A 25,723-nucleotide genomic window follows, 5' to 3' on the forward strand; every position below is an offset into this window, starting at 1 on the left:
AGGTAGGAGAGTGGGGTAGCTATGTTAAACCTTAGAAGAATTTATCGGTGCAATCATCAGAGTATCGGTGCAAAATCGGCTAATTTTGCACCGATACTTTTTAAATTGCACTGATTAGGCCAAATGCGATAGTATTAAACAAAATCAATTAAGGAGAATTTCACTATGCAAGCAATCCTCTTCGACCTCGACGGGACCTTGACCGCCTCGGGCCCCGGCATCATCAAATCGGTTCAGTACACCCTCGAGCAGATGGGCTGCCCCGAACCCGACCCGCAAAAGCTGCGATTCTTCATCGGGCCGCCGATTATCACGGCACTGCGCCAGTATCGTCCGTTCAGCCTGGCGGAGGCCAAACGGGCGGCCGCAATTTACCGGGCCTACTACCGTGAGCACGGCGTCTTTGACAACCAGCCTTATCCCGGGGTCGCTCATATGCTGCGGGCCCTCCAGAAAACTGGCCTCAAAGTAGCGGTGGCCTCCTCTAAGCCCGAGAACCTGGTTCACCTGATCCTGGAACACTTTGATCTGGCCCAGTATTTCGACGAGCTGGTGGGTGCCAGCCCGGACGGCACGCGCGCCGGCAAAGCGCTCGTGATTGAAGAAGCCTTGCGCCGGTTGGATCTGGCGGATGCCCGTGACCAGGTGCTGATGGTCGGCGACACCTACAACGACGTCAACGGCGCCAAGGAGACCCGGCTGGATTGCTGGGGCGTCAGCTACGGTTACGGGACCAAGAAGGAGCTGCGCGATGCCGGGACCACGGTGATTATCGATGACGTGCCGACCCTGGAAGAAAAACTGCTCAAACTTGCTAATTAACGCATTGCAAAACACAGCGTTCACGCGGAAGAAATGCTTCTTCGGCGGGGGCGCTTTTTACTTGTCTGCGAAACCGTTTTCGCGGATAATTGAAGATAAACAGTGTCACGAGGAGAGAGGGAAATGCTTACTTACCAAGCCCTCCGCACTGCCTTCGAGCAGGATGCCGATTCTGTTGCGGCCGCGGGGATGAAGAAATATATGCGCAACCAGTTTGCGTTTTACGGCTACCAGACCAAGCCCCGCAAGGCCATCTACCACGATGGACTGCGGGATGCCAAAAAGTCCGGGCAAATTGACTGGGAGTTGCTGGAACAGTGCTGGCAGGACCCGCACCGTGAGCTGCAGTACTTCGTGTGCGACTACCTGATTGCCATGGAGAAGCACCTGCAGATGACCGATCTGCCGAAGATTGAACGCTTCGTCCGCTCCAAGCAGTGGTGGGACACGATCGACACCCTGGTGAAGCCGATCAGCTACCTGACCTGGAACGATCCGGCCGGTCCGACGTTGATGCTGAAATGGTCCCAAGATCCCGACTTCTGGGTTCGCCGGGTGGCAATTGAATTTCAGCTGCTGCGCAAGGGCGAGACGGATACCGCGTTGCTGGCGCAAATCATCGAGAATAACCTCGGCAGTCAGGAGTTCTTCATCAATAAGGCGATCGGTTGGGCACTGCGCGATTATTCAAAGACCAATCCGGCCTGGGTGGCGGACTTCATCAATCGGCACCAAGAAGATTTAAGCAAGCTGTCGATCCGCGAGGGCAGCAAGTATTTGAAGAATTGAAAGGGTGATGAAGATGAACAAAAGTCGATTAGAGGCGTTTACCGACGCGATCGTGGCGATTGCGGCGACGATCATGGTGCTGGAATTGCACACGCCACAGGAACCAACGATTCACGGGCTACTTGAGGAGGGGCCAACTTTTCTGACCTACATCGTCAGCTTCGTGCTGATCTACCTGGTCTGGTACAACCACCACAATATTTTCAAAAAGGCCAAGGTGATCACGACTCAGACCTACATTTACAACGGACTGTGGATCTTCTGGTTGACCCTGATCCCGTTCACGACGCGCTGGGTAGGGACCGCCCCGGATCAAACGCTGCCGGAACTGATCTATACGCTGGACCTCTTTCTCTGGAGCCTGTCCTTTCAACTGATGGATCGGCAGATTATCAAGGACAATCCAGAGGTGCCGCGAGACGAGACCAATTCGTTCGGCTTCCGGGCGGCGCTGTATTCGGTCTACGCAATTTCAATAATCATGGCCTTCTTTATTCCGGTGGGCTCGTTGATCCTAATCGGCTTTATCGACATCGCCTGGGTATTCATCGTCAACCGCAGCTACTGGCAACAAAATGAGACAAAGTAAAAGCAGCTTAATTCTGTTTCACGAGAAACAGAATCGAGCTGCTTTGCTTTTTATTGTACCGCCTTGCGCCCGTACCGCACCCAATACAGTGTTGAAATCACGATCAGGAAGACGACCCCGATCGACACGGAGATTCGAGTATCCGGATTGATGAGCATGAAGATCAGAATCAAACATTCCTGGCAAAACGCTCGAATCGTAAATTGCCAATTCGGTCTCCTGAATAGTGGATTTTGTCAACTATTACTGCGAAAAAATTAACCAAGCGGTGCATGGGTCATCTTGACGTGGGGCGTGGACTTGTAGATAAACGGCGCGCCTTGGCTTTCAAAGCCAACCCGGCGGTAGAAGCCCTGGACCTGTTCCTGGGACTCGATGGCGATTGGGGCATTAGGATAGTTGGCCTTAATCGTCTGCATGATCTGGTCCAGCAGCTGGCCGCCCATTCCCTGACCGCGCACGGCCTTGCTGGTGACGACCCGGCCGAATGAAACGGTCTGGCCGTCGTCGAGCAAAAAGACCCGGGCGTAGGCAACAATTTGGCCGTCCGGCGTCTCGTTGAAGATGTGGATGGCGGCTAAATCGCGGCCGTCGACTTCCTGGTAGATCCGCTTCTGGGCGACGACGAAAACGGACATCCGCAGCTGCAGGATGGCGTAGAGTTCCTTAGTAGTCAGTTGATCGAAGTGCTTGATTTTCCACATAGTAGTCTCCCTTTCTTACTTAAACAACAGCTGATTGATGGTCATGATGCACTTGAAGTAGCGCTCCTGCTCCTCTTCCGAAAGGTCGCTGATCAGGCCCTCGATGAGCAGGTTGGATTTCTGGTTGATGTCGTCGCAGACCACTTGGCCCTTGTCGGTCAGTGCGATGTTGACTGAGCGGGAGTCTGTTGGCGATGGGGTCTTGGCAATCAGACCCTTGTCGGTCAGCCGCTTGATGGTCCGACTGGCGTAGCTTTTGTCCAGCTGGAGCCGGTTAGCGACCATCATCGGTGTCGACAGGTGGTTGATGCCGATTTCGAGGAGGATGCGCCCCTCCGGCCAGGTCAGCTTGGTGTCAAAGGTGCGCTTGTTCAGCACCCCCAGGACCTGGGTGTAGTGACGGTTGAACGCCCGGACTTCGTTGATTTGTTGTTCAGATAGCATCTTTTGGCCTCCGTTTATTTGTTGAAACTGATTATAGTGTCTTTAGTTGATTTTGTCCACTATTTTTCAAAATAAAAATCCGTGACCAAGTTTGCTGATCACGGATGGATGCAAATTTAGTTGATGTAGGAATCCAAAACGACCATCTCGGCATTCATAGTTTCGCGGTAGAGGCGGTTGTAGTCGGCGGTACTGAGCCCCAACCGCTGGTAGTTGGCCAATAGAAAGGCCCGCTCTGCCCGAAAGGCAACGCGGAAGGTATTAAGGGCAGTGTTGATCCGTTCCTCGGTAAATTCCTCGTGCCGCACCATCCGGGTCCATTCGTGCCAGAATTCCTTCAACGAGGTCTGTCCCTTCTGACTCCGCAGGTCAAAGGAGACCGCTAACTTAACCTCGTCAGGGATGCTGAGTTGCTGAATTTCGTGAATGGCGTGGCCGACCATTTCGTCCCGCAGCTCCTGGATCCGACTCGCCCGGTCCTTGTTAAACTTTTGTGGCTGCAGAATAAAGCGAAAGGCGATTGTTGGGACAATCATGCTGAGGATGATCAGCGTACTTTCCGCCATCAGAATCAAGTTGAAGTCCTGGCGATGAACCTGCGTTTCGGCAATCGTAAAGGCCAGGGCGAAGGTGACAGCACCGTGAATTCCACCGAGCGAGAAAATCCAGGCAGCACGCCGGGAATTGTGATGGACGATCCGGACGTAGAGGTAGCGGATTAGCAGATTCGCGACGTAAAGAGCGATGCCGACGCCGACCCAAACCAGGGAGCCGTAGTGAATGGCTGGATTCTTGATCATCCGGACCAGCATGATTCCCAAGATAACAAAGACCGCGCCGTTCAGGGTGTCATTAATTAGGCGGACGATCTCGTTGCCATCATAGGCGAGAACCGGGTTGCTGAGTTCGCTTCGTTCGCCCTCGGCGTTGTGAATCAGGCCGGCAAAGACGACGGCGATGATTCCGGAGACACCGCACGCTTCGGCTGAGTAGTAAATGAGATAGGGGGTCAGGAGGTACATTAGCTTCAGGGGCGTTCCGTTGTTATAGGTGTTACCAATGAAATTCATCCGGGACCGCAGCATGGCCTGGCGGATGAATACCAGGATGATGGCGATGATGGCCCCCAGTGCCACACCACCAACGGCTGAGTAGAGAAAGTTCCAGAGGGTCTGGCCGTAATTAATATAGCCGTTGACGTACCAAAGAAGCGCCATGTTGAGCAGAACAATCCCCGAGGCGTCGTTAAACAGTGATTCGAGCTTTAGGGAAGTATTCTGCTGGCGCGGCACGATCAGGCCGTTGGTGACGGACTCGGTGGCCGTGGCATCCGTCGGTGTGCTGATTGCGGCAAGAATGAAGGCCAGCGGCAAGCCGATCGGAAAGAGGGCCGCGACGGCAAAGCCACCGGCGAGGGCGCAGAGAATCACCATCCCGACCGTCAGGCTGATGATCAGTTTGAGGTTGCGTCCCACCAAGTTCATCCGGGTGTGCTGTCCTTCGAAGAATAGTAGGGGTGCAATAATGATCCCCATGAAAAAGTCGGCGTCAAATTCCATCACGTGACGGTTGAGAAAGGGAACTAGGGCGATGGCCATTCCAATGAAAATACTGATGTAGTTAACCGAGATCTTCGAAAACAGCCACCTGCTGATGACGATGCTGAAGATGACGGCCACGGCGATGACGGCGGATGAAACTAAAATTTCCATGGTTGCTCACTCCCCTGCTTAATATAGGTTTATTATACTAAGTGGGCATAGAACGTTACAAATGATAGGCATTTCACATTGCAGATAACTGTGATTAAAATTGGTATTGAGAGGTGAATGAAAATGCAAATCAAGGTAAGCAACAGCCAGTATGAGATCAAGTTTGAATTGAACGATAGCCAGGCGGCCCGGGACCTTGCCGCCCAGTTGCCAATCAAGACGCAGGTGAAGGACTACAGCAACGACGAGAAGATTTTCTATCCCGCCAAGAAGCTGGGAACCAGTGCGACGCCGGAAACAGCCACCCATGCTGGTGACCTGGCCTACTTTGCCCCCTGGGGAGATGTGGTCATGTACTACCGTGATTTCGGCGCTTATCCGGGACTATACCGTTTGGGTCACGTGGTTGCGCACCAGGAACAAATCGAACGGCTGACGGGTGAAATTACGATCATCCGGGTGGAATAAATGCTAGTCGCGCTCATGATGTTTGGGGATATTTTTGCATTTTTTCAAAATTCCGCTTTACTTGGAGTTCACTCCAAGTGCTATCCTCTTTTTCGTTAGGAAGTTTAATCTAAGCTAGAAAGGAGAATTATCATGAGTGTTAAGGATAAAGTTGTAATTATTGCAGGTGCTTCGAGCGGGATCGGTGCGGCGACCGCAAAACTGCTCGCCCAGCAGGGAGCCAAGTTAATGTTGCTGGCTCGGCACCAGGAACCCCTGAACAAAATTAGAGACCAGTTCCCTTCGGCGGCAATTCTCACCAAGGCCGTTGACGTTACCGACCGTGCTCAGGTCCAAGCCGCTGTCAACGAGACCAAGGAAAAGTTCGGGCGGATCGATGCGATGTTCAATAATGCTGGAATCATGCCGATCAGTAATCTGGCGGACTTGAAGTACGATGATTGGGCGAATACCATTAACATTAACGTGATGGGCGTGCTGAACGGGATCTACGCGGTTCTGCCAATCATGCGTGCCCAGGGACGGGGACACATTCTGTCGACCAGTTCCGTTGCCGGCCACAAGGTCTTTCCGGGATTCGCGGTTTATAGCGGGTCGAAGTTTGCAGTGCGTGCGATCATGGAAGGGTTGCGTCAGGAAGAGGCTGCCAACCACATTAAGTCCACGATCATTACGCCGGGTTCGGCCACGACTAACCTCTACACGCCAACGACCGCCGATGAGCAGGCAGCTCGGGAAAACGCCAACGTTTCCCTCCGGCCGGAAGACGTTGCCCAGCAGGTTGTCCGGGCAATTGACACGCCGGATAACGTGACGGTCAGCGAGGTTCAGGTGCGGCCAATCGAACAACAATACTAATGGGGAGGTCACCATGGCGGATTTAACAATTACTCAGATGAGTAAGAAATACAAAATTAAGACTGACACGCTGCGCTATTACGAGCGGATTGGTCTGTTGCCGCCAGTTCCACGCCGGGCCAATGGCAATCGCTACTACAACGAGGGCTTGCAGGACTTGCTGGAGATGATCATTTGCCTGCGTCATTCCGACGTTCCGGTGGAAACCCTGATTGATTAAACACAGCTCCTTCAGCAGGGGGATGCCACTCTTCAAGCCCGCCAGGATCTTCTGGAGGAACAGCTTGCAATTTTGAAAAACAAGCAGGCAGTTCTGCAACGGGCGGTGGATCGGTTGGCCTTCAAGGTTAAGCTGTACCAGACCGGCGAGATCAAGAAAAACAAGAATTACTTTAACGAGCTCCACATCATGGACGACGATGTGGATGCGAAAAACTAGCTAAAACCCGGACTTCAGCAATTTCTGCCGAAGCCCGGGTTTTACTGATTAATATTTTAGATCAGACCGTCGCAAAGTTCGTCAATAACGTCCTTTACCGGCTTGATTTCGTGAATCGTGCCGATCCCAGTACCGGTCGAAACGTAGCCGTTATCGGTGTCGCCCATTAGCATCCCTACGCGCATTCCTTGTGTGCCACCCATTGCTTTGTTAATTTCAGCATTCGGTGCCAGTTCCTTATCGAGCTTCAATAGTTCAGCAGGCTTTTTGCCAGGCAGGGACCGCCAGTATGATGGTTCAGAACGGAATAAACCGAGATCCTCACCGGTAGAATTGACAATTTGCTCTTTAATGTTTTGGGCAACGGGACTCTCGTCAACAGGAATAAACGCACTTCCGCAGAAGAGGCCTTGTGCTCCTAGGTCGAATGCAGCCTTAGCGCTTCGGTTATCGCAAATTCCACCAGCGGCCATGACGGGTGTGTGGTCAACCGCGTCCACAATCATTGGAACGATGGAAAAAGTACCGATAACCTTGCTTGGCAGCATTCCTCCCTCATCGAACCCGGTGGCGACAATCACATCAACGCCGAGCTTCTCAGCCTTCTTGGTTCCTGCAATAGTGGGGTTGAGTTCACGGAAAATAATCTTGACGTTGTGCTCCTTTAGCTGGCTGACGATGTCTTCGTGCAGTTCACCTGAATAAACAACCGCCGGCACGTTTTCCTCGAGGACCATTTTGAGCATCGGGGTAAAGTAAACATCATTCCCCAGCACGTCGGTCCCTTCTGCGCGGTACAGATTGACCGCAAATGGTTTATCAGTTAACTGGCGAACTTTCTTGACTTCGCGCCGCATCCGTTCTGCGGTCTCCTGTGGCGATTTGGTGACAGTAGTTTGACCGGCGTTGGGGCCTAGACAGCCTAAACCACCGGCATTGCTGACCGCTGCGACAAGGCGAGCGTCAGTAATCCAGCCTAAAGGTCCTTGGACGACTGGCTTGGTAATGTTTAATGCTTCGCAAATTTGGTTAGTCATAATGAATCTCTCCTTAAATGATTTCTCTAATAGCGTTGAGTGGGAATGGGGTTGTTGCCACTGACTAGGGTGATCCGTTGACGGATAAATTGATGCTGTTCAACGATATCGATGACCGCTTGAGCATAGTCGGCATAGCTAATGTAATCATGTTTGCCGTTATTGGGGTTTTTGGAATGGGCGGGATGAAATTCCTCACCCTCCACGACATAATGCCCGGTTTTACGACCATTTCGATCGAAATTATAGGTTGGGGTTGCATAGGTCCAGTCAACGTCGCTAAAGCTGCGTAAAATCTTTAATCCTTCGGCGTGCGCACTGCAAAGGTCCTGCATGTAGTCAGGGTAGTAAAGTGGCAATTCCTGTAAAGTCCGGGTGTGTTCCCGATTGATGTAGAGGGTATTCGCGCCGCCGACCTTAATGTAGTGAACAGAGGTGTGACGAATGAGACGAATAACGTGTAGAAGGCCGTTATAGTGGACGGTTTCAGTCATTGGCGACCAGGCGCCGATTGCGTCCACAATTGCATCAATCCCTTGTAAATCGGTTTTGTCTAGGTCAAAAATACTTTTGATGATTAAACGCTGGGCAGGGAGATTAAGTCGGTGCTTTTGGTGAGCAAGGCCGATCATTGTATGACCGCGACGGGCCCCTTCGTTAATAATCAGACGCCCAGCATGACCATAAGCTCCAATTACCATGATTTTCAAATTATCACCTCGTTATCGTTGCTGGTGGGGTTTATCCCCGTGAATGAGTGTGACTCGTTGGCGAATGAACGTTTGCTGGATAATACTATCGACAATTCCCTGGGCGAAATCGGCGTAGCTAATGTAGTCATCCTTACCGTTGTCTCCTGCAAAATTGGCTTTAAACTCCTCGCCAGCGACGTGATAATCACCAGTTGCCGGACCGTGGGGATCAAAATTGTATGCGGGGGTAAAGTATGTCCACGGAAGGTTAGAATAAGTTCTGAGAAGATCGAGTGCCTTTTGGTGAGCATCGCACATAAACTTAAATTTGGTTGGGTAATAGCTAGTCAGGCTCTGCAGGGTTTGCGAGTGGTCGGGATCAATGTAGAGCGTGTTGGTGCCACCAACTTTAAGCAACCGGGTGCTGTTTTGAAAGCTTTCCAATAATTGGGCAAGGTGCCACAGTCCTTGGTAGATGTTGGCAGCCGAGGACTTATTCCAGCCCGCTGTGGTGTCTAAAATTGTGTCATAACCGGTAACGTCATTTTGCGTGAGCTTCTTAATATCCTTGATTAGAACCTCAGCCGTGCCCAAGTCAACATCAGGATGCTTGCGGTGACCAACTGCCGTGACTTGAATTTCTTGTTTCTGTGCTAAGCGAACTACTTTTTGACCAACTTTTCCGAATGCGCCAACTACCATTATTTTCACAATATTACCTACTTTCTATTGATTGGCGATGAATAATAAGATTATCAGTTCAGCGCTTACATTTGTTATCATAAGTGGTAAGACGAAACGAACCAATTTCGTTTTTTAATCGAATCAATTAAATTTTTAGATACGTTGAATTGGGAGGGGTAGAATGTTCGATCAGATGAAGTGCTTTATTGCCCTAGTTGAGGCCCGCAGTTTTACAAAGGCTGCCGAAAATCTGAATATGTCACAGTCTTCGCTATCACAAAAGATCAAGAACTTAGCCGTTTCAAATAATTTGACCCTCCTGACCCACCACGGACGGAGCTTTGAACTGACTAGGGCCGGCGAATACTTTTATCAGCACAGCAAGAACATTGTGGACGATGTTGAAAAACTGGTTGCCGAGACAAAGCTGATCGAAAAGGAAGATAATGGAATCTATACCTTGCGGATTGGCTATCTTCGGAAGTTCGGAACGCAGGACTACCTCAGAACGGTGAACGAATTTTCCAAAAAATATCCGGATGTTGAAATCCAGATCGCCAGTGGTTCCTATCAGCAACTGTTTGAGATGATTCAAAATGACCAGATTGATATTAACTTTTCTGATTCCCGCCAGGATCTCTCGGATCGCTATCAAAATCAGTATTTAGCGACGGCCGATTATATGGTGGCCGTCTCCACAAAGTCCTTCTTAAACTATTCGAACAAGATTGATACGACCGACTTAGTGGATCTGCCGTGCATTCTAGTGGCCGGCGTCGATGACTTTGAGTCGGAACGGACCTACTATCGGGAGATTTTAGGGATTGCGAGTCCCTTTAAGGTTGTTAAAAGTTTTGGCGAGGCTCAGATGTTGGCCGCGGCCGGGCAGGGCTACTATATTTGCAACCGGCGGACGGCCAAGCAGATCGACCCGACGATCAATAAAACGTTGCAGCTATTCAATCATCAAAATCGCCTTGTCGAGAAATACTACACTTACTGGAAAAAGAATAATTCCGGTTACTATATCGAGAGCTTTTCCCAAATGCTTAAGGACATGTTTTAATCGCATGTCTTTTTTTTATTGCAATTTTTAATCAAACCAATTCAAAAACAAAATTGGTTGGCGTCTGCTGGCCACTTATACTGAACGTAAAATCACAGGAAGGAGTGAGTAGATGAAAACAATAACCCTCAACGATGGGCTGTCAATGCCACAGCTGGGCTTTTGCGCCTATGGAATTTCAAACCAGGAGGTCGGCACGGCTGTTCGGGAGGCAATCCGAGTCGGTTATCGGGGAATTGATACCGCACAATTTAATCGCAATGAGGCCGGTACTGGCCAAGGAATTCGCGCTTCGGGGATTGAACGGAGCCAGTTGTTTGTAACTACCAAGGTGCAAACGGATGGCTTTACAGCTACCAAGCGTGGATTGGACGATTCCCTTCGTCGAGCCCAACTAGATTACTTTGACCTAGTCTTGATCCACTGGCCGATGCCGGACACGCTGGGAACCTATCGCGCGTTAGAAGAAGCCCGCCGCGAAGGCAAAGTCCGCTCGTTAGGACTCTCGAACTTTAATATTGCTCAGATCAAGGAGCTGCTAGCGGCTACGGATGTAAAACCGGTAGTTGATGAAATTGAAACTCACCTTTTTTCCCAACAGAAAAAGCTTCACCGGTTTTTAGAGCAGCACCAGATTGTCCACGAAGCCTATGCGCCATTTGGAGAAAATGTCTCGTTGATGACGGAAATTCCTTTAGTTCAGTGGTTAGCCAAGAAGTACCGGAAAGCACCAACGCAAATAATTCTGCACTATCTCATCCAATCGCAAATCGTGGTTAATGTCCGCTCAACCAATCCGGCCCACATTAGGGCCAACTTAGCGCTCTTTGATTTTCAGCTGCTGTCAGAGGAAGTGGCCGCGCTCCGGGACCTCGATCGGCACCAACCACTAATTGACTGGCCGCTGACGATGCGAGTTGACGAATAGGAAAATCTACAGGAGGTAAATTTTTGATGAAAAAGGTATTGATTATTGGTGCGACCGGGAACGTTGGTTCGGCTACCCGGAAGCAGCTTTTGCAAGAAACAAATACCCAGCTAACGCTCTTTTCGCGTCACGCGGATCAATTGACAATCGATCCGCACCGTGAACGGGTGCTTAATGGGGATGCCAATCAAATGGCAGATCTCACGGCAGCAATTGAAGGGCAGGATGTCGTCTTCGCTGCCCTGAGTGGTCGCGTTGATCAATTTGCCCAAAACATTATCCAGGCAATGGATCAGCAGGATGTCCACCGGTTAATCTTTATTTGCTCAATGGGAATCTATAACGAGGTTCCAGAAAGCATCAGCACTTATAACCTGAAGAACGAACCGATTCTCAAATTCTATCGTGCAGCGGCCGATGCCATTGAGGACTCTGACTTAGATTACACAATTATTCGGCCAGGCTGGTTTACTGACGGTCCGGTTAATTATGAAATTACACATAAAGGTCAACCATTTGCCGGCCATGATGCTTCCATCAGCAGCATCGCGGATTTAGTCAAGCAGCTAATCGTTAAGGATGATTTTGGCAACCGGGACAACTTGGGGATTAATACCCCGAACAAGTAAGGAGCAGGAAAAATGAAAAAAGTTAGCTTTTACAATTACAACGGTCAGGGAATTACGATGGTCGCGAATGTTTTCTTCCCGCCTGAATTTGATGAAAAAAAGCAGTATCCGGCAATTATCTTTACTCACCCTGCCGGTGGCGTTAAGGAACAGACAAGCGGCCTATATGCCCGGCAAATTGCACAGGCAGGATTTGTCACAATTGCTTTTGATGCCAGTTACCAGGGTGAAAGCTCTGGTCTGCCTCGCCACCTGGAGAATCCCTACATTCGGGTGGAAGACATCAGTGCGGTCGTTGATTACCTTACGACCTTGGAATACGTTGACGCCGCACGGATTGGTGCAGCTGGAATTTGCGCTGGCGGTGGCTATACCGTTAACGCCGCAATTAACGATAAGCGGATTAAGGCACTGGCAACAGTCAGTGCAGCTAACTTTGGTGCAATGATGCGTAATGGCTGGACAAATAACCAGGATGATGCCGCCGCACTGCCGATGTTGAAGCAAGCTGCCGAAGCGCGGACAAAGGATCGGCTTAATAATACTTATCAAACTGTTCCGTTGGTTCCCCTCAAGGAAGAGGATGCGCCAACCGAAGAAATGCGGCAGGCATGGGAATATTACAAGACGCCGCGGGGGGCACACCCAAATTCTGTAGGTTACGCGACATTCCGGAACTTTACTCAGGTACTGACTTACGACGCTTTCTTTAAGGCCAACGTATTTCTAACCCAGCCGCTGCTGGTGATTTACGGCACCCAGGCAGACAGTAAGTGGGTGAGTGAACGTTTAATGGCGGAGGCGGCCACTAAGGATAAGCAGGCTGTCGAGATCGCGGGGGCCAATCACATGGAACTGTACGACAAGCCTGAATATGTCAGCCAAGCGGTGGCCGCGATGGATAAGTTCTTCGCTGCAAAACTGTAAATTAAAAATGTCGGATGGATTATGCATGTAAACGAAAACCCGGACTTCAGCAATTTCTGCCGAAGCCCGGGTTCTTTAATTCAATTTTACATTGGTTGGCCGGTCGAGATCTCAAAACCCGCGGTGACCGGGATCGTCTCCCCGGTAATCGCGCTGCCGGCGTCACTTGCGACAAAGTAGATGGCCGCGGCCACTTCTTCTGGTTCCACGATCCGGTTGAGGGGACTGTTCTTGGCGAACTTAGCCTTGTCCTGGTGGAAGAGCGGCGTGTTGGTCGGGCCCGGTGCAACGACATTGACCCGGATGTTGTGCTTGCCGTAGTCAATCGCCATCGCCCGGGTCATGTTGAGAATCGCTCCCTTGGCGGCGTTATAGGCGACCATCGCCCGGTCCCCGGCCATTCCGGACACCGAAGAGATGTTGACGATGCTGCCGCGGTTCTGTTTGATCATGCCCGGCAGGAAGGCCTTGCTGACCAGGTAGGTGCCTTTGACGTCGACCGCAAAGATCCGGTCCCAGTCCTCCTCACTGGTCTCGTGCAATTCGCCGTGGATGACGATCCCGGCGTCGTTGACCAGGGCCTCGACCGTCCCGAATTTGGCGATGACCGCCTGGCGCATCTTTTCCACCTCCGCGGCCTTGCTGACGTCGGCCTGGCAGAAGAGTACCTGATCCGGCGAATACTGCTGGCCCAGCTGCTGTTCTACCTGGGCGCCCTTGTCCGCTTCCAGGCCAACGACGGCGACGTTCCACTGGTGTTTTAAGAAGAGCTCGGCGGCCGCCAGCCCGATGCCGGAGGTGCCACCCGTAATTACGACTGTTTGCATATTTGCATGCCCCTTTCGTTTTCCGTTAACTCTATTAAGCCACCATTTCACGCAATCGGCAATCGAATTGATCATTCATAAGTTTTTCTAATCAATGCAATAAGAAGGCAGAATTGGAAGGCGGCACGATCCCCGGTATGATACAGGTGTAATCACGAATTAGTAAATTAACGAGGTGGATCAAAATGAAAAAAGCATTCTTAGAAGGCAAGGGTCAGGTTGTCATCAAGGACGTTGACAAGCCAAAGATCGAACATGACGATGACGTTATCTTAAAGCTCGTCCGGGCCAGTGTCTGTGGCTCCGACCTGTGGTTCTACCGGGGCATCGACCCTGCTACCAACGACAACAGCGGTCACGAATGTATCGGGATCGTTGAGGAAACCGGGAGCGCCATCACCACGGTCAAGAAGGGCGACTTCGTGATCGCGCCGTTCACCCACGGCTGCGGTCACTGTGCCGCCTGCCTGGCCGGTTACGATGGCAACTGCCTGACCTACAGCGACATCTGGTCCGCAGATTGCCAGGCCGAGTACGTTCGCTACCAGCACGGTCAGTGGGCCCTGGTGAAGATTCCTGGCCAGCCGGAAGACTACAGTGACGGGATGCTGGCTTCCCTCCAGGCATTGTCTGACGTCATGCCGACCGGCTACCACGCTGCCCGGAGCGCCAACGTTCAAAAGGGTGACACGGCCGTCGTCATCGGTGACGGTGCGGTCGGCCTCTGTGGTGTCATTTCCGCTAAGCTGCGTGGCGCTAGCCGGATCATCCTGATGAGTCGGCACGAAGACCGGGCCAGCTTGGGTCGCGAGTTCGGTGTCACCGATGTCGTGGCCGAACGGGGCGACGAGGCGGTTGCCAAGGTCATGGAACTGACCAACAATGCCGGTGCCGACGCCGTGCTGGAATGCGTTGGTTCTCGCCAGTCGATGGAAGAAGCGCTGAAGATGGTTCGTCCTGGCGCCGTGATCGGCCGGGTTGGTGTGCCTCACGACGAAAAGTTCGACCTGGGAATTTCCTTCCACGCCAACGCCGGAATCACCGGTGGGACGGCGGCCGTGACCACCTACGACAAGGGCTTCCTGCTGAAGGCGGTTCTGGACGGCGACATTCAGCCTGGGAAGGTCTTCACCAAGTCCTACAAGCTGGACGACATTGAACAGGCATACGCCGACATGGACCAACGGAAGACGATCAAGTCCCTGCTGACGTTCTAATGGCATTAAGATTGATGGGTTGGGGATCCGGCTGCGGTGGCCGGGTCCTTTTTTGCATTTACGGATCGTCAGCGCTGAAGATTTGGCGGAAGACGGTTATAATTAGTAAGTAAAGAGGAGATGACATTTGATGGAATATCTAACGTTAAATACCGGTGCCAAGACCCCCGTGCTGGGCTTCGGCACCTACCAGATCAGCCCACGGGACACGGCCGCGGCCGTCGAAACCGCAATTGAGACTGGCTACCGGCTGATCGACACCTCGCAGGACTACTACAACGAACGACAGGTCGGCGACGGGATCAAGGCGTCCGGCATCGATCGCCACGAGCTTTTCCTGACGACCAAGGTGGACACCGACGGCTACGAAGACACGAAGCGGGGGATCGAGGAGTCGCTGAAAAAACTACAGACCGACTACCTTGACCTGATGATCCTGCACTGGCCGCGGCCCCAGTCACTGGGCGCCTACAAGGCCCTGGAGGAATACTACCGGGCTGGGACAACCAAGGCGATTGGTCTGTCGAACTACAACATCCAAGAGACCAAGGACCTAATCGCCCACACCGAGGTCATGCCGGCGGTCGACCAGATTGAAACCAACCTGTCACTTCAGCAGGGCAAGATGCACAAGTTCCTTACCGGCCAGGGGATCATCCACGAAGCGTGGTCCCCACTGGCCCAGGGTGGCCGGGCCCTCAACAACTACCCGACGCTGAAGAAGATTGGTGACAAGTACGGTAAGACCGGCGTCCAGGTCCTCCTGCGTTTCCTGACCCAAGAGAAGATCATGACGATTCCGCGGTCGATTAATCCGGCCCACATCAAGGCCAACTTTGAAGTGCTGGACTTCCAGCTGACCTCAGACGAGCTCAAGCAGATCCGGGCACTGGACCAACACCGGTCGGCAATCGGCTGGCCAGCGAATATGGTCGTGGATGCGTAAAATTACAGTTAAAGCCCACGGTGCTATTTGAGTGCCGCGGGCTTTAATTATCTTTAGGGGATTATTAGGCTTTGCATCCGCGTGCCAGGAAGGTATACTATTAAAAAAATTATTTTCTGGAGGCCCGGAGATGAAGCTGAAATACCTAACCCGTTCCCTGTTCGGAATTATCGTTGCCATGTTCTTGCTGCTGCCGGCGGTCCATGCGGAGTCCACGCATTCGCAGGTCTGGATTTACGACCGCAACGGCAAATTGCTGAAGCACTACACCCATGCCAAAAACAAAAAGAAGGTTCACGAGATCAACGTGGCGATCGGGGACGCGGGTGGTACGGCCGAAAAGTCAGCGAACCTCTATCCCAAGAAGCCGAAAAACGTTCCGGTGAAGTATACGTACGAACTGACGGACTACCACCACAAGAGCAAGGCGGTCATCTATGCCAACCGCGAGATGTATATTCACGCCCACGGAATTGTCGTTAAGGTGAAGCTGAATCGGCACCAGTATAGGGTGTTGACGGATGTGGATTAAAATGTACATGATAAAATATAGAGGCTAGGTTTAAGGAGGCGAACACCATTAACACAGAGCGGCTACTGAACAGTAATTATAAATGGCCTAAAAATGGGTATTTCGTTAAGAAACATGGCAGTAGTGACGAAATTGTCACGCCATTTGTGGATAGTATCAATGACAAAATCTCCATCTATGTTGACCGATTACCTGATGGGAAAATTCTCTTAAACGATGACGGGTATACGCTAAATAATTTAGAAATGTTGGGTATTGCCTGGACCTCATCAAAAAAAGAATTACTCGATGAGGTTTGCCAACGCTTTAAGCTTAAGATCATTGAAGAAGAAACTTTAGCAATTCAGGGTAATAAAAATGAATTCTCATTAATGAAAGATCGGCTTATTTCGGCAATTTTGCAGATAAATGAGCTTGCTTTTACGCAGCATTGATTGTCAGAAAAATATTAATCCTTGACAGCTTACTTTTAATCAGCTATGATGATTGCAAACTTGAGAAGGGAAATTTGCCATGCTGAACAATTTATTTGTTAACGCAAATACTTGTTGTTGTGAATCGCGTCTAATGCGGTCCACAATTTTGGCGTCCTCATTTTTAAGTTAAAAATGAACTAGTTCAAATTAAAGTGAAACCCATTAGGCGCAAATTCAAGGAAATCATTCCGTGAATTTGCGCCTTTTTGTTTTTAAATCTTGCAAAGAAGTGATTCAACCATGCTTGTAACAGACACCTACCAGCTCATCGGCCACACGCCGTTGTTAAAACTAGCGATTGACGCGCCCAATCATGCCAACATCTACGCCAAGCTTGAGATGTTCAACCCCGGCGGCAGTATCAAGGACCGCCTGGGGATGGCCCTGATCCAGCGCGGCCTGGCAGAGGGCAAAATCAACCCGGCGACGACGATCATCGAACCGACGGCGGGCAACACCGGGATCGGGGTCGCCATTGCCGCCATCAAATACCACCTGAGGGTCAAACTGATCGTCCCGGAGAAATTCAGCTTTGAAAAGCAGACCCTGATGCGGGCCCTCGGCGCCGAGGTGATCAACACGCCGAGCGAGGACGGAATCCGCGGCGCCATCGACTACGCCAAGGACCTAGCGGCCAAGCTCGGCAACGCCTACGTCCCGTTGCAGTTCCAAAACCCCGCCAACCCGGACGTCTATCAACGGACGCTCGGCCCGGAGATCCTGGCCGACATGGACAACCAACCGATCGCGGCCTTTGTCGCCGGGGCCGGCAGCGGCGGCACCTTCGCGGGAGCAGCCAAGGCCCTTCAGGCGGCCTATCCCGAGATCAAGAGCTACGTGGTGGAACCGGCGGGCTCAATCTTAAACGGCGGTCCGGAACACCCGCACCGCACCGAGGGGATCGGGGTCGAATTCGTCCCACCGTTCTTCAAGGGCCTGGACATTACGGGCGTCAAGACGATCGAAGACGATGACGCCTTCTACTACGTCCGCTGGGCCGCCAAGAACCTGGCGCTCTTCATTGGCAGCTCGAGCGGGGCAGCACTGGCGGCCAGTCTGGAAGTGGCCAAGGACCTGCCGGCGGGCGCCAACATTGTGACGATTTTCCCCGACTCCAGCGAACGTTATCTGAGCGAAAACATCTACGAAAAGTAATTTGAAAAGAGAGGTAATTAAAATGACGAAGTTTAACACCCAATTGATTCACGGCGGCAACAGCGAAGACCCAGCAACCGGGGCGGTTTCAACCCCAATCTATCGTTCCTCAACCTTCCACCGGCACGTCCTCGGTGGCGAGCCTAAGTGGGAGTACTCGCGGACCGGCAACCCAACCCGGGCATCGCTGGAAAAGCTGATGGCCCAGCTGGAAGGCGGGGTGGCCGGATTCGCCTTTGCCTCTGGCTCTGCCGCCATCCACGCGGTCTTCTCCCTCTACTCCCAGGGTGACCACTTCATCGTCGGCAAGGATGTCTACGGGGGCACCTTCCGCCTGATCAACAAGGTCTTGAAGCGCTTTGGGATGGAGTTCACCGTCGTCAACACCCGCGACTTGCAGGCGGTTGAAGACGCCATCCAGGGCAACACGGTCGCCATCTACTTCGAGACGCCGACGAATCCGCTCCTTCAAATTACGGACATCGAAGCGATTGCCAAGATCGCCAAGAAGCACGGCATCAAGACGATTATTGACAACACCTTCGCCACGCCGTACAACCAGCGGCCGCTGACCCTCGGCGCGGACATCGTCGTCCACTCCGCCACCAAGTACCTCGGCGGCCACAGTGACGTCGTGGCCGGGATTGCGGTGACGAACGACCAGGAGATTGCCGACCAGCTGGCCTTCCTGCAGAACTCGATCGGCAGCACCCTCGGCCCGGACGACAGTTGGCTCCTGCAGCGGGGGATCAAGACATTGGCGGCGCGAATGCGGGTGCACCAGGAAAATACCGACGCGGTGATTGACTTCCTCCAGGGTGACGACCACATCGCCAAGATCTACTACCCAGGACTGAAGAACTTCCCTGGTCACGACATCGCGGCCAAGCAGATGAGAAACTTCGGCGCGATGATCTCCTTTGAACTGCAGCCAGGACTGAGCGCCAAGAAGTTCGTCGAGAGCCTGCAGTTGATTGACCTGGCCGAGAGCCTGGGCGGGATCGAAAGCCTGATCGAGGTGCCGGCCGTCATGACCCACGGCTCGATTCCGCGGGAAATTCGGCTCAAGAATGGGATTGCCGACGAACTGATCCGCCTGTCCGTCGGGATTGAGGACCCTGAGGACATCATCGCCGACCTCAATCAGGCCCTCGCCAAGTTGGACTAGGGGTAAGACGATGAATTTTCTCCAAGCCCTTGAGTTCAGCCATCTGGATCGCCAGCCACCCGGTCCGCGCAACTCCTGGTGGCAAAGACTGCTGCGGACGGTCGCAGGCAAAGTCAAAGCGTGTAATAAACGGAAAGGAATCCTAGATTATGGCAAAAGTAGAAAGTTTTACATTGGATCACACGAAGGTTAAGGCCCCCTATGTCCGCCTGATTACGGTTGAGGAGGGGCAGCGAGGCGACAAGATCAGCAACTACGATCTTCGCCTCGTCCAGCCCAATACGAATGCGATCCCGACCGCGGGCCTACACACGATTGAGCACCTCCTGGCGGGCCTGCTGCGGGATCGCTTGACCGGCGTGATCGACTGTTCGCCCTTTGGCTGCCGGACCGGCTTCCACTTGATCACCTGGGGCGAGCACTCCACGACCGAGGTCGCCAAGGCACTCAAGTCTTCGTTGGAGGAGATCGCCTACGAGACCAAGTGGGAGGACGTTCAGGGGACGACCATCGAATCCTGCGGGAACTACCGCGACCACTCGCTCTTCTCCGCCAAGGAATGGTCGAAGAAGATCCTGAGTGAGGGGATTTCGGATAAGCCGTTCGAGCGCCACGTCGTTGATTAACGTGACTGGGGAAACTCCTTAAGATTGTTATGCATTTTTCACCTGGGGGCGGGCAATTTCTCCCGCACCTAGTTAATTTTATAATTTCCTCATAGAATTTTAATAAATATCGTTGCATTTCTCAGAATCCGGTGCTAATCTACTGACAATCAATTCAAGCAAAACAAAGACGTTGACCGAGAATGGATGGTCCGCTCCGTTGCAGAGAGCCGGTGGTTGGTGAGAACCGGCAGAAGAGCGAACCCTTCCTAATCACTCGTGAGTCGTATGTCGAACGTGATTTTCTAGTAGAACGTACTGGTAGCACCCATTATCGTGCCGGCTAATTGCCACGAATTGTGACTGTTGGTTGAGGCGGCATTCTGTATGCCGTAAAGAAAGGTGGTACCACGCACTCAGCGTCCTTTTTAATTCCCCAAGCGGGAGTTAGAAAGGACGCTTTTTTTAGCATTAAAGGTGGTGATGGACATGTCAGATAGCGACATTGCAGGCATTATTAAGATTAGAAAATTATTAAAGAAAACAAATAACAATCGCTTAGTCGTAGTTAACGATTAACGGGGGAAACCCCACTAAGAGGTAACGGCGACTGGGCACCAAGAGGAGGAAATACCCATGACAGAACAGAACGTTACCTTAAATTCCAAGCAAGAAGAATTCGCCCAAGCACTCTACAAGGCCTACCAAAGCAAGCAGCCGCTGAAAATGGCCGACTGGGACGGGGTTGTCACCGATGACGATACCGCCTACGCAGTTCAGGACCGGTTCGCCGAACTAAAGAAGCTGCCGACCGGGGGCTACAAAGTTTCCCTGACCAGCAAGCAGACCCAGGACATGTTTGATTCCGACAGTCCCCTCTATGGTCAGCAGGTCGACTCGCACTTCCTGCCGTCACCGGCCCTGCTTTCTCTTACGGAGCAAACGATGGCCCCGCTGTTAGAAGTTGAGCTTGGCTTCCGGGCTCGCGAAGACCTCAAGCCGAGTGACAGCCTCGACGACCTGTTGCACAAGACGACCGTTTGCGGCACCCTGGAGCTGCCCGACAGCCGCTTTGCCGACTGGTTCCCCGACCTGAGCAAGTATAACGTCATGAGTGACTGCGCGGTTGGTGGCTACGTCGTCTACGGAACGGAACGCCCGGCGGATGAAGCCTTCGCCAGCGTGGACGAGGCGGCTGAAGTCAATGCGACCCTTTACCACGATGGCAAGGAGGAGGCCAGCGGCAAGTCGAGTGAGGTCCTGGGCAACCCGTTCAAGTCCCTCGCCTGGCTGGTCAGCAAGCTCGCCGACCAGGGCAAGACCTTCCGTGCCGGCCAACTGGTTTCATCCGGCACCTTCCTTCTCCCACCGCACCTGACCAAGGGGAAGTGGGAAGTTGAATTTGACCACGGCTTCGGCAAAGTCACGGTCAACGTTACGGATTAATTGAATGAAGAGAAGAAGAGAGAATTAAGAGAGGAAGGATTGCTTATGACTAGAAAAGTAGCAGTTGTTGGAATGGGACACGTTGGCGCCACGGTTGCGCACTACCTTGTTGCTGGCGGATTTACCGATGATTTAGCACTGTATGATACCAATGAGGCCAAGGTGCGTGCCGACGCCCTCGATCTGCGGGACGCGATGGCCAACCTGCCTTACCACACGAACCTGACCGTTAACGACTATTCACAATTGCGTGACTGTGACGTGGTCGTCTCCACCCTGGGGAAGTCGAAGCTGGTCGACACGCCTGACCACGATCGCTTCGCCGAATTCAAGTTCACCCGTACCCAAGTGCCATTGGTGGCCAAGCAGCTGGTGGACAACGGCTTCCACGGCAAGCTGGTCGACGTCACCAACCCGTGTGACGTCATCACCTCGATGTATCAAAAGCTGACCGGGTTGCCGAAGAACCACGTGCTGGGAACGGGAACCCTGCTGGACTCCGCCCGGATGCGGGCCTGCGTCGGGGATGCCCTGCACGTCGATTCCCGCTCCGTGGATGGCTTCAACCTGGGGGAGCACGGTAATTCCCAGTTCACGGCCTGGTCCACGGTGCGGGTCCTGGGCAAGCCAGTTCTTGATCTGGCTCTGCAACGGCATCTCGACCTGGCCAGCATGGAAGAACGGGCGCGCCAGGGCGGCTACCTGGTTTACAAGGGCAAGAAGTACACCAACTACGGGGTTGCCACCGCGGCGGTTCGGCTGACCAACGCGCTCCTCAATGATTCACGAACTGTGATGCCGGTCTCCAACTACCGGGAGGAGTACGGGACCTACCTGTCATACCCGGCGGTTGTCGGTCGCGATGGGGTCGTCGAACAGTTGCACCTCGACCTGACGCAGGCAGAAGAAAAGAAGCTGGAAACCTCCGCCAACTACATCAAGGACCGCCTCCAGGCCGAGGAAGAACGGGCCACCCAATTGGAAGCAGAAGCATAATAACGAAAATCTCCCTCTACATCGAAATAAGCCACGTGCAGTTCTTTCAGGCAGGCTGGCGTGGAAGTCGGCAAGGGGCTGCGGAAAAGTCCCTTACCGATAGAAGCACCGTTTGAAATTTCATTTGAGATTTCAAACGGTGCTTTTGGTTTATTTAAAAAGAAAACAGCGACAACCGAAGTTACCGCTGAAATAGTCATTTCCCGCCGGTATCAAATTACATTGAGATTTACCTCAAGCGATGATCGATCCAGCATTCAATAGCCTTTTTAATTGCAAATTTGATTACCCTTTTAAAAGTTTTCAAAATTTGCTTAACGAGCCTATTAGGCACGATCAGGATAATAAGGAACCAATGTCCCACAGGAGTCACCTCCCACTGCACATGGTTAAAGAGGGAGCTACCCACTTCGCTGTGCATTATTATTGTATCATGTTCCAAATATGCTATACTTTATGTATCAGGATAATAAGGTCGGTGTGCAAACCGATATAGAGGTAGCCCCTCTTATCGAGCCGGCGGGGCATCTGAAAAGACGCCCTTTTTTTGTTTGTCGTGAATCTATTACCAACTAATATGCTAAAATATATGGATCACATAAGGAGTATTGGCACGGGCTTCAGTTCGTTGCTTGATTCGAGCTGACAAGACGGCGGGACAGAATTTGTTTGTGAGTTCTGTCCCGCCGTCTTTTGCTTTATATCGATTGTTTATCTGCCCGGCTTCCATCGGCTATAATTTAAGAAAAGGATCATAGGAGGAATTTTAGATGACAAGCTTCGCAATCTATCCATTCTCTTTCGGCAATTTACGGATTGGCGTTGCTGATGGGCTGATCGTTTCGATCCAAAAGACGAATGCGACAGAGCCGGGAGAGTGCACGCCACTGACGGAGCGCGCGAATGCCCAGCTTACCGAGTACTTGGCAGGTAAACGGCAGAAGTTTGATCTTCCCTATCGTTTCCACGGAACGGCATTCCAGGAGGAAGTCTGGCACGCTTTGGAACAAATTCCCTACGGCACTACCCGAACCTGCCAGGAAATTGCCACAAGCATTCATCGTCCTAAGGCTGTGCGAGCGGTTGGGTCTGCGATTGGCAAGAACCCGCTGCTGATCGTGGTACCCTGCCACCGGGTACTGGGCGCCAATGGCCGATTGACCGGTTATGCGGGTGGCCTGGCGATGAAAAAGGATCTGTTAAAGATCGAAGCTAACTCGTGATAAGATTGATTTGACGAATCTATAACGGCAGAAACGAACGGCTTCTTTTAATGAGGGGATGGGTTATTTTGACAACGATCGATTTGAATTTTGTTGAACAGCTTTCACTTGAAGAGCGTGCGGCCCTGGTTTCCGGAAAGGACTTCTGGTTTACCGCCCCGGTCGACGGGGTTCCGGCGATGATGATGACCGATGGTCCGTCCGGCCTGCGAAAACAGGTCGACACCGGGGATGCCCTGGGCATCAATAAGTCGGTGGATGCCGTCTGCTTCCCGGCGTCCGCGCTGACCGCCAGTTCCTTCAACGATGACCTTCTTTACCAGCTGGGGGAGCACCTGGGCGTGGCGGCGAATGCCGAAAACATTGGAGTCCTGCTCGGCCCCGGCGTTAATATCAAGCGGAGCCCGCTGGCCGGGCGGAACTTCGAGTACTTTTCCGAGGATTCACTGCTGGCTGGCCGGATGGGAACGGCCTACGTCAAGGGTGTCCAGAGCAAGGGTGTTGGGGTCAGCGTCAAGCACTTTGCCGCCAACAACCGTGAGGACCAGCGCTTTACCTCCAGTTCAAACATCAGTGAGCGGGCCCTGCGCGAGATCTACCTGGCCCAGTTTGAACGAATCGTCAAGCAGGCCCACCCGGCAACGATCATGTGCTCCTACAACCGCCTCAACGGGACACTGAATTCACAAAATCAGCGCCTCTTGACCGATATTTTGCGCAACGAATGGGGCTTCCAAGGCCTGGTCATGTCCGACTGGGGCGCGGTAGCCGATCACATTGCCGCCATCAAGGCCGGTTTGGACTTGGAGATGCCAGGGAAGGGGCAGGTCTCAACGGACGAAATCGTGGCGGCGGTCAAGAGCGGCGACCTCCAGGAATCCACCCTCAACCGCTCCGTCCTGCGTGTCCTGAAGATGGCCAAGCGCTTTGCAGCGGAAAATCAGCCGGCGGTGAGATACGACAAGGAGGAGCAGCACGACTTTGCCCGCAAGGTGGCCGACGACGGGATCGTCCTGCTCAAAAACGACCAGGACCTTCTGCCACTCAAGGACCAAAAGCTGGCAATCGTTGGTGAGCTGGCCGCAAAACCGCGGTTTGAGGGTGGCGGCAGCTCCCACGTCAACGCCCACCACGTCGTTAGCCCGCTGGCGGCGGCACCGGACCAGGCCAGCTACTACCAGGGCTACACCTTGTCCGATGACCAGGTTGACGATAACCTGACCCAGGAGGCCATTGCGGGTGCCCAAAATAGTGACGTGGTCGTCTTCTTTGCCGGCTTCCCTGAAGAAATGGAAACCGAGGGCTTTGACAAGACCAGCCTGGCCCTGCCCAAGAACCAGAACCAGCTGCTGGAAGAACTTCTCAAGGTCAACTCCCACGTGGTCGTGGTTCTGCAGAACGGCTCGGTCGCCGAGCTGCCATGGGCCGATCAGGTGCCGGCAATTGTCGAGACCTACCTGGCGGGTGAGCCCGTTGGTGAGGCAACCTGGGACATCCTGCTGGGGCGGGTTAACCCGTCTGGCAAGCTGGCCGAGAGCTTCCCAATCCGGCTTGAAGATAACCCAACCTATGGTACCTTTGGCAAGAATCACGACGAAGAAAACTACTACGAGGGGATCTTCGTCGGCTACCGCTACTACGACCTGCACGCCATTCCGGTCCGCTTCCCATTCGGGCACGGCCTCAGCTACACAACTTTCGCTTACCGGGATCTTGCGATCAAAGAGGGCGCCGACAGCGTCACGGTCAGCTTTAAGATAAAGAACACGGGAAAACGTGCCGGCAAGGAAGTACCCCAGGTTTACGTCGGCAATCACGCCAGCCGGGTCGAAACACCGGTCCGGGAGCTGCGGCAGTTCACCAAGGTTGAGCTAGCCCCGGGTGAGGAAGAGACGATCACCCTTGACCTGCCACGGCGGGCCTTCAGCTGGTACAATGCCAAGGCAAAACGCTGGGAGGCCGACAATGGCGAGTACGTGATCGAGGTCGGCAGCTCCTCGCGCGACATTCGGCTGACGGGCACACTCCAGCTGACGATCGGCTACGATCCCAACCAGACGATCACCGCTGAGACCTACGTTGGTGAGCTGATGGCCCGCCAAGATCCGGCAATTGAGGCGGCCTTGAAGAAGGCCGGCCTGCTGGAGATTATCAAGCAGGCACTGGCCAGCCCGGAAGGCAAGGCGATCTTTGCCAACATCCCGCTGCGTTCGCTGACGATGACAGGGGTCAAGCATCAACAGATTGAGGACTTTCTTCAACATGTCAATTAAATCAAAATAAAGCAAAGCGGCTCCCCGGCAGAAAACTGTTGGGGAGCCGTTTTGTGCTGCCCATAGTGCCT

At 52.8% G+C, this 25,723-nt stretch carries 27 protein-coding genes, 1 pseudogene and 1 other annotated feature; of the genes and pseudogenes, 21 read left to right on the top strand and 7 right to left on the bottom strand.

The window, feature by feature from the left end; genetic code table 11:
• The first annotated feature begins 165 nt into the window (after positions 1 to 165).
• The 3 genes from LKE23_RS07975 to LKE23_RS07985 all read left to right on the top strand — a co-directional run bounded on the left by LKE23_RS07975 (position 166) and on the right by LKE23_RS07985 (position 2,200).
• Entirely contained in the window at positions 166 to 822 is a 657-nt protein-coding gene (locus LKE23_RS07975) for an HAD hydrolase-like protein (protein ID WP_291976818.1), read from the top strand.
• Positions 823 to 945: 123 nt separating this feature from the next.
• Positions 946 to 1,611: a DNA alkylation repair protein gene (locus LKE23_RS07980; RefSeq protein WP_291976819.1), complete on the top strand. Its 666-nt coding sequence runs from the start codon at positions 946 to 948 to the stop codon at positions 1,609 to 1,611.
• A gap of 13 nt (positions 1,612 to 1,624) precedes the next feature.
• The gene (locus LKE23_RS07985) at positions 1,625 to 2,200 is read left to right on the top strand and encodes a TMEM175 family protein (protein ID WP_291976820.1); all 576 of its coding nucleotides are present in this window, start codon (positions 1,625 to 1,627) and stop codon (positions 2,198 to 2,200) included.
• A 257-nt stretch (positions 2,201 to 2,457) separates the two neighbouring features.
• Here LKE23_RS07985 and LKE23_RS07990 read toward each other — a convergent pair whose 3' ends face one another.
• The 3 genes from LKE23_RS07990 to LKE23_RS08000 all read right to left on the bottom strand — a co-directional run bounded on the left by LKE23_RS07990 (position 2,458) and on the right by LKE23_RS08000 (position 5,060).
• Entirely contained in the window at positions 2,458 to 2,904 is a 447-nt protein-coding gene (locus LKE23_RS07990) for a GNAT family N-acetyltransferase (RefSeq protein WP_291976821.1), read from the bottom strand.
• Between the two features lie 15 nt (positions 2,905 to 2,919).
• The gene (locus LKE23_RS07995) at positions 2,920 to 3,348 is read right to left on the bottom strand and encodes a MarR family winged helix-turn-helix transcriptional regulator (RefSeq protein WP_291976822.1); all 429 of its coding nucleotides are present in this window, start codon (positions 3,346 to 3,348) and stop codon (positions 2,920 to 2,922) included.
• 116 nt (positions 3,349 to 3,464) lie between these two features.
• Positions 3,465 to 5,060 carry a cation:proton antiporter gene (locus tag LKE23_RS08000; protein WP_291976823.1) on the bottom strand — a complete coding sequence of 532 codons (1,596 nt, stop codon included), beginning with the start codon at positions 5,058 to 5,060 and terminating at the stop codon, positions 3,465 to 3,467.
• 123 nt (positions 5,061 to 5,183) lie between these two features.
• Between LKE23_RS08000 and LKE23_RS08005 the strand changes: the two genes are divergently transcribed.
• From LKE23_RS08005 to LKE23_RS08015, 3 genes and pseudogenes are all read left to right on the top strand, one after another.
• Positions 5,184 to 5,528, top strand: a complete 345-nt coding sequence (locus tag LKE23_RS08005; protein ID WP_291976824.1) for a cyclophilin-like fold protein — start codon at positions 5,184 to 5,186, stop codon at positions 5,526 to 5,528.
• 132 nt (positions 5,529 to 5,660) lie between these two features.
• Entirely contained in the window at positions 5,661 to 6,386 is a 726-nt protein-coding gene (locus LKE23_RS08010; protein ID WP_434737594.1) for an SDR family oxidoreductase, read from the top strand.
• 13 nt (positions 6,387 to 6,399) lie between these two features.
• Positions 6,400 to 6,825: pseudogene (locus tag LKE23_RS08015) on the top strand (MerR family transcriptional regulator).
• A gap of 56 nt (positions 6,826 to 6,881) precedes the next feature.
• On the opposite strand, the gene LKE23_RS08020 reads toward LKE23_RS08015, so the two are convergent.
• Genes LKE23_RS08020 through LKE23_RS08030 form a run of 3 tightly spaced genes read right to left on the bottom strand, consistent with a single transcriptional unit; the run spans position 6,882 to position 9,256 of the window.
• Positions 6,882 to 7,862 (bottom strand): NAD(P)H-dependent flavin oxidoreductase, encoded by a 981-nt coding sequence (locus LKE23_RS08020; protein WP_291976825.1) that lies wholly within the window; start codon positions 7,860 to 7,862, stop codon positions 6,882 to 6,884.
• A gap of 26 nt (positions 7,863 to 7,888) precedes the next feature.
• On the bottom strand, positions 7,889 to 8,563 hold the full coding sequence (locus LKE23_RS08025; protein WP_291978283.1) for an NAD(P)-dependent oxidoreductase: 675 nt from the start codon (positions 8,561 to 8,563) through the stop codon (positions 7,889 to 7,891).
• A gap of 21 nt (positions 8,564 to 8,584) precedes the next feature.
• The gene (locus LKE23_RS08030; protein ID WP_291978284.1) at positions 8,585 to 9,256 is read right to left on the bottom strand and encodes an NAD(P)-dependent oxidoreductase; all 672 of its coding nucleotides are present in this window, start codon (positions 9,254 to 9,256) and stop codon (positions 8,585 to 8,587) included.
• 163 nt (positions 9,257 to 9,419) lie between these two features.
• On the opposite strand from LKE23_RS08030, the gene LKE23_RS08035 reads away from it, so the two are divergent.
• The 4 genes from LKE23_RS08035 to LKE23_RS08050 all read left to right on the top strand — a co-directional run bounded on the left by LKE23_RS08035 (position 9,420) and on the right by LKE23_RS08050 (position 12,788).
• Complete coding sequence (locus LKE23_RS08035) at positions 9,420 to 10,304, top strand: LysR family transcriptional regulator (RefSeq protein WP_291976826.1); 885 nt, start codon at positions 9,420 to 9,422, stop codon at positions 10,302 to 10,304.
• 112 nt (positions 10,305 to 10,416) lie between these two features.
• Positions 10,417 to 11,232: an aldo/keto reductase gene (locus LKE23_RS08040; protein WP_291976827.1), complete on the top strand. Its 816-nt coding sequence runs from the start codon at positions 10,417 to 10,419 to the stop codon at positions 11,230 to 11,232.
• The gene (locus LKE23_RS08045; RefSeq protein WP_291978285.1) at positions 11,229 to 11,861 is read left to right on the top strand and encodes an NAD(P)H-binding protein; all 633 of its coding nucleotides are present in this window, start codon (positions 11,229 to 11,231) and stop codon (positions 11,859 to 11,861) included. The genes LKE23_RS08040 and LKE23_RS08045 overlap by 4 nt, the downstream gene beginning before the upstream one ends.
• Positions 11,862 to 11,873: 12 nt before the next feature.
• Positions 11,874 to 12,788, top strand: coding sequence for an alpha/beta hydrolase (locus tag LKE23_RS08050; protein WP_291976828.1), 915 nt, complete (start codon positions 11,874 to 11,876; stop codon positions 12,786 to 12,788).
• 86 nt (positions 12,789 to 12,874) lie between these two features.
• On the opposite strand, the gene LKE23_RS08055 is transcribed toward LKE23_RS08050, so the two are convergent.
• Positions 12,875 to 13,615, bottom strand: a complete 741-nt coding sequence (locus LKE23_RS08055; RefSeq protein WP_291976829.1) for an SDR family NAD(P)-dependent oxidoreductase — start codon at positions 13,613 to 13,615, stop codon at positions 12,875 to 12,877.
• 185 nt (positions 13,616 to 13,800) lie between these two features.
• Here LKE23_RS08055 and LKE23_RS08060 point away from each other — a divergent pair, with 185 nt between their 5' ends.
• The 11 genes from LKE23_RS08060 to LKE23_RS08110 all read left to right on the top strand — a co-directional run bounded on the left by LKE23_RS08060 (position 13,801) and on the right by LKE23_RS08110 (position 25,652).
• On the top strand, positions 13,801 to 14,832 hold the full coding sequence (locus tag LKE23_RS08060; protein WP_291976830.1) for a zinc-binding dehydrogenase: 1,032 nt from the start codon (positions 13,801 to 13,803) through the stop codon (positions 14,830 to 14,832).
• A gap of 130 nt (positions 14,833 to 14,962) precedes the next feature.
• Entirely contained in the window at positions 14,963 to 15,778 is an 816-nt protein-coding gene (locus tag LKE23_RS08065; protein ID WP_291976831.1) for an aldo/keto reductase, read from the top strand.
• A 130-nt stretch (positions 15,779 to 15,908) separates the two neighbouring features.
• Positions 15,909 to 16,310, top strand: coding sequence for a hypothetical protein (locus tag LKE23_RS08070; RefSeq protein WP_291976832.1), 402 nt, complete (start codon positions 15,909 to 15,911; stop codon positions 16,308 to 16,310).
• A 146-nt stretch (positions 16,311 to 16,456) separates the two neighbouring features.
• Entirely contained in the window at positions 16,457 to 16,744 is a 288-nt protein-coding gene (locus LKE23_RS08075; protein ID WP_291976833.1) for a DUF1828 domain-containing protein, read from the top strand.
• A gap of 282 nt (positions 16,745 to 17,026) precedes the next feature.
• On the top strand, positions 17,027 to 17,941 hold the full coding sequence (locus LKE23_RS08080; RefSeq protein WP_291976834.1) for a PLP-dependent cysteine synthase family protein: 915 nt from the start codon (positions 17,027 to 17,029) through the stop codon (positions 17,939 to 17,941).
• 22 nt (positions 17,942 to 17,963) lie between these two features.
• A complete protein-coding gene (locus LKE23_RS08085) occupies positions 17,964 to 19,109 on the top strand; it encodes a trans-sulfuration enzyme family protein (protein ID WP_291976835.1) in 1,146 nt (381 codons plus the stop codon).
• Between the two features lie 149 nt (positions 19,110 to 19,258).
• Positions 19,259 to 19,735, top strand: coding sequence for an S-ribosylhomocysteine lyase (locus LKE23_RS08090; RefSeq protein ID WP_291976837.1), 477 nt, complete (start codon positions 19,259 to 19,261; stop codon positions 19,733 to 19,735).
• Between the two features lie 163 nt (positions 19,736 to 19,898).
• Positions 19,899 to 20,144: a binding site (T-box leader), on the top strand.
• A 206-nt stretch (positions 20,145 to 20,350) separates the two neighbouring features.
• Entirely contained in the window at positions 20,351 to 21,160 is an 810-nt protein-coding gene (locus LKE23_RS08095; RefSeq protein ID WP_291976838.1) for a 2-keto-4-pentenoate hydratase, read from the top strand.
• Positions 21,161 to 21,205: 45 nt separating this feature from the next.
• The gene (locus LKE23_RS08100; RefSeq protein ID WP_291976839.1) at positions 21,206 to 22,156 is read left to right on the top strand and encodes an L-lactate dehydrogenase; all 951 of its coding nucleotides are present in this window, start codon (positions 21,206 to 21,208) and stop codon (positions 22,154 to 22,156) included.
• 770 nt (positions 22,157 to 22,926) lie between these two features.
• Complete coding sequence (locus LKE23_RS08105) at positions 22,927 to 23,379, top strand: methylated-DNA--[protein]-cysteine S-methyltransferase (protein ID WP_291976840.1); 453 nt, start codon at positions 22,927 to 22,929, stop codon at positions 23,377 to 23,379.
• Positions 23,380 to 23,429: 50 nt separating this feature from the next.
• Positions 23,430 to 25,652 (top strand): glycoside hydrolase family 3 C-terminal domain-containing protein, encoded by a 2,223-nt coding sequence (locus LKE23_RS08110; RefSeq protein WP_291976841.1) that lies wholly within the window; start codon positions 23,430 to 23,432, stop codon positions 25,650 to 25,652.
• Positions 25,653 to 25,723 lie beyond the last annotated feature (71 nt).

Source organism: Limosilactobacillus sp., from assembly GCF_022482365.1.
In the GTDB taxonomy this organism is placed as follows: Bacteria; Bacillota; Bacilli; order Lactobacillales; family Lactobacillaceae; genus Limosilactobacillus.

Bases quoted from the DNA above. Each gene is read 5' to 3' on its own strand.
- LKE23_RS07975 (WP_291976818.1), top strand. From the start codon at position 166: ATGCAAGCAATCCTCTTCGACCTCGACGGGACCTTGACCGCCTCGGGC.
- LKE23_RS07980 (WP_291976819.1), top strand. From the start codon at position 946: ATGCTTACTTACCAAGCCCTCCGCACTGCCTTCGAGCAGGATGCCGAT.
- LKE23_RS07985 (WP_291976820.1), top strand. From the start codon at position 1,625: ATGAACAAAAGTCGATTAGAGGCGTTTACCGACGCGATCGTGGCGATT.
- LKE23_RS07990 (WP_291976821.1), bottom strand. From the start codon at position 2,904: ATGTGGAAAATCAAGCACTTCGATCAACTGACTACTAAGGAACTCTAC.
- LKE23_RS07995 (WP_291976822.1), bottom strand. From the start codon at position 3,348: ATGCTATCTGAACAACAAATCAACGAAGTCCGGGCGTTCAACCGTCAC.
- LKE23_RS08000 (WP_291976823.1), bottom strand. From the start codon at position 5,060: ATGGAAATTTTAGTTTCATCCGCCGTCATCGCCGTGGCCGTCATCTTC.
- LKE23_RS08005 (WP_291976824.1), top strand. From the start codon at position 5,184: ATGCAAATCAAGGTAAGCAACAGCCAGTATGAGATCAAGTTTGAATTG.
- LKE23_RS08010 (WP_434737594.1), top strand. From the start codon at position 5,661: ATGAGTGTTAAGGATAAAGTTGTAATTATTGCAGGTGCTTCGAGCGGG.
- LKE23_RS08020 (WP_291976825.1), bottom strand. From the start codon at position 7,862: ATGACTAACCAAATTTGCGAAGCATTAAACATTACCAAGCCAGTCGTC.
- LKE23_RS08025 (WP_291978283.1), bottom strand. From the start codon at position 8,563: ATGGTAATTGGAGCTTATGGTCATGCTGGGCGTCTGATTATTAACGAA.
- LKE23_RS08030 (WP_291978284.1), bottom strand. From the start codon at position 9,256: ATGGTAGTTGGCGCATTCGGAAAAGTTGGTCAAAAAGTAGTTCGCTTA.
- LKE23_RS08035 (WP_291976826.1), top strand. From the start codon at position 9,420: ATGTTCGATCAGATGAAGTGCTTTATTGCCCTAGTTGAGGCCCGCAGT.
- LKE23_RS08040 (WP_291976827.1), top strand. From the start codon at position 10,417: ATGAAAACAATAACCCTCAACGATGGGCTGTCAATGCCACAGCTGGGC.
- LKE23_RS08050 (WP_291976828.1), top strand. From the start codon at position 11,874: ATGAAAAAAGTTAGCTTTTACAATTACAACGGTCAGGGAATTACGATG.
- LKE23_RS08055 (WP_291976829.1), bottom strand. From the start codon at position 13,615: ATGCAAACAGTCGTAATTACGGGTGGCACCTCCGGCATCGGGCTGGCG.
- LKE23_RS08060 (WP_291976830.1), top strand. From the start codon at position 13,801: ATGAAAAAAGCATTCTTAGAAGGCAAGGGTCAGGTTGTCATCAAGGAC.
- LKE23_RS08065 (WP_291976831.1), top strand. From the start codon at position 14,963: ATGGAATATCTAACGTTAAATACCGGTGCCAAGACCCCCGTGCTGGGC.
- LKE23_RS08070 (WP_291976832.1), top strand. From the start codon at position 15,909: ATGAAGCTGAAATACCTAACCCGTTCCCTGTTCGGAATTATCGTTGCC.
- LKE23_RS08080 (WP_291976834.1), top strand. From the start codon at position 17,027: ATGCTTGTAACAGACACCTACCAGCTCATCGGCCACACGCCGTTGTTA.
- LKE23_RS08085 (WP_291976835.1), top strand. From the start codon at position 17,964: ATGACGAAGTTTAACACCCAATTGATTCACGGCGGCAACAGCGAAGAC.
- LKE23_RS08090 (WP_291976837.1), top strand. From the start codon at position 19,259: ATGGCAAAAGTAGAAAGTTTTACATTGGATCACACGAAGGTTAAGGCC.
- LKE23_RS08095 (WP_291976838.1), top strand. From the start codon at position 20,351: ATGACAGAACAGAACGTTACCTTAAATTCCAAGCAAGAAGAATTCGCC.
- LKE23_RS08100 (WP_291976839.1), top strand. From the start codon at position 21,206: ATGACTAGAAAAGTAGCAGTTGTTGGAATGGGACACGTTGGCGCCACG.
- LKE23_RS08105 (WP_291976840.1), top strand. From the start codon at position 22,927: ATGACAAGCTTCGCAATCTATCCATTCTCTTTCGGCAATTTACGGATT.
- LKE23_RS08110 (WP_291976841.1), top strand. From the start codon at position 23,430: ATGAGGGGATGGGTTATTTTGACAACGATCGATTTGAATTTTGTTGAA.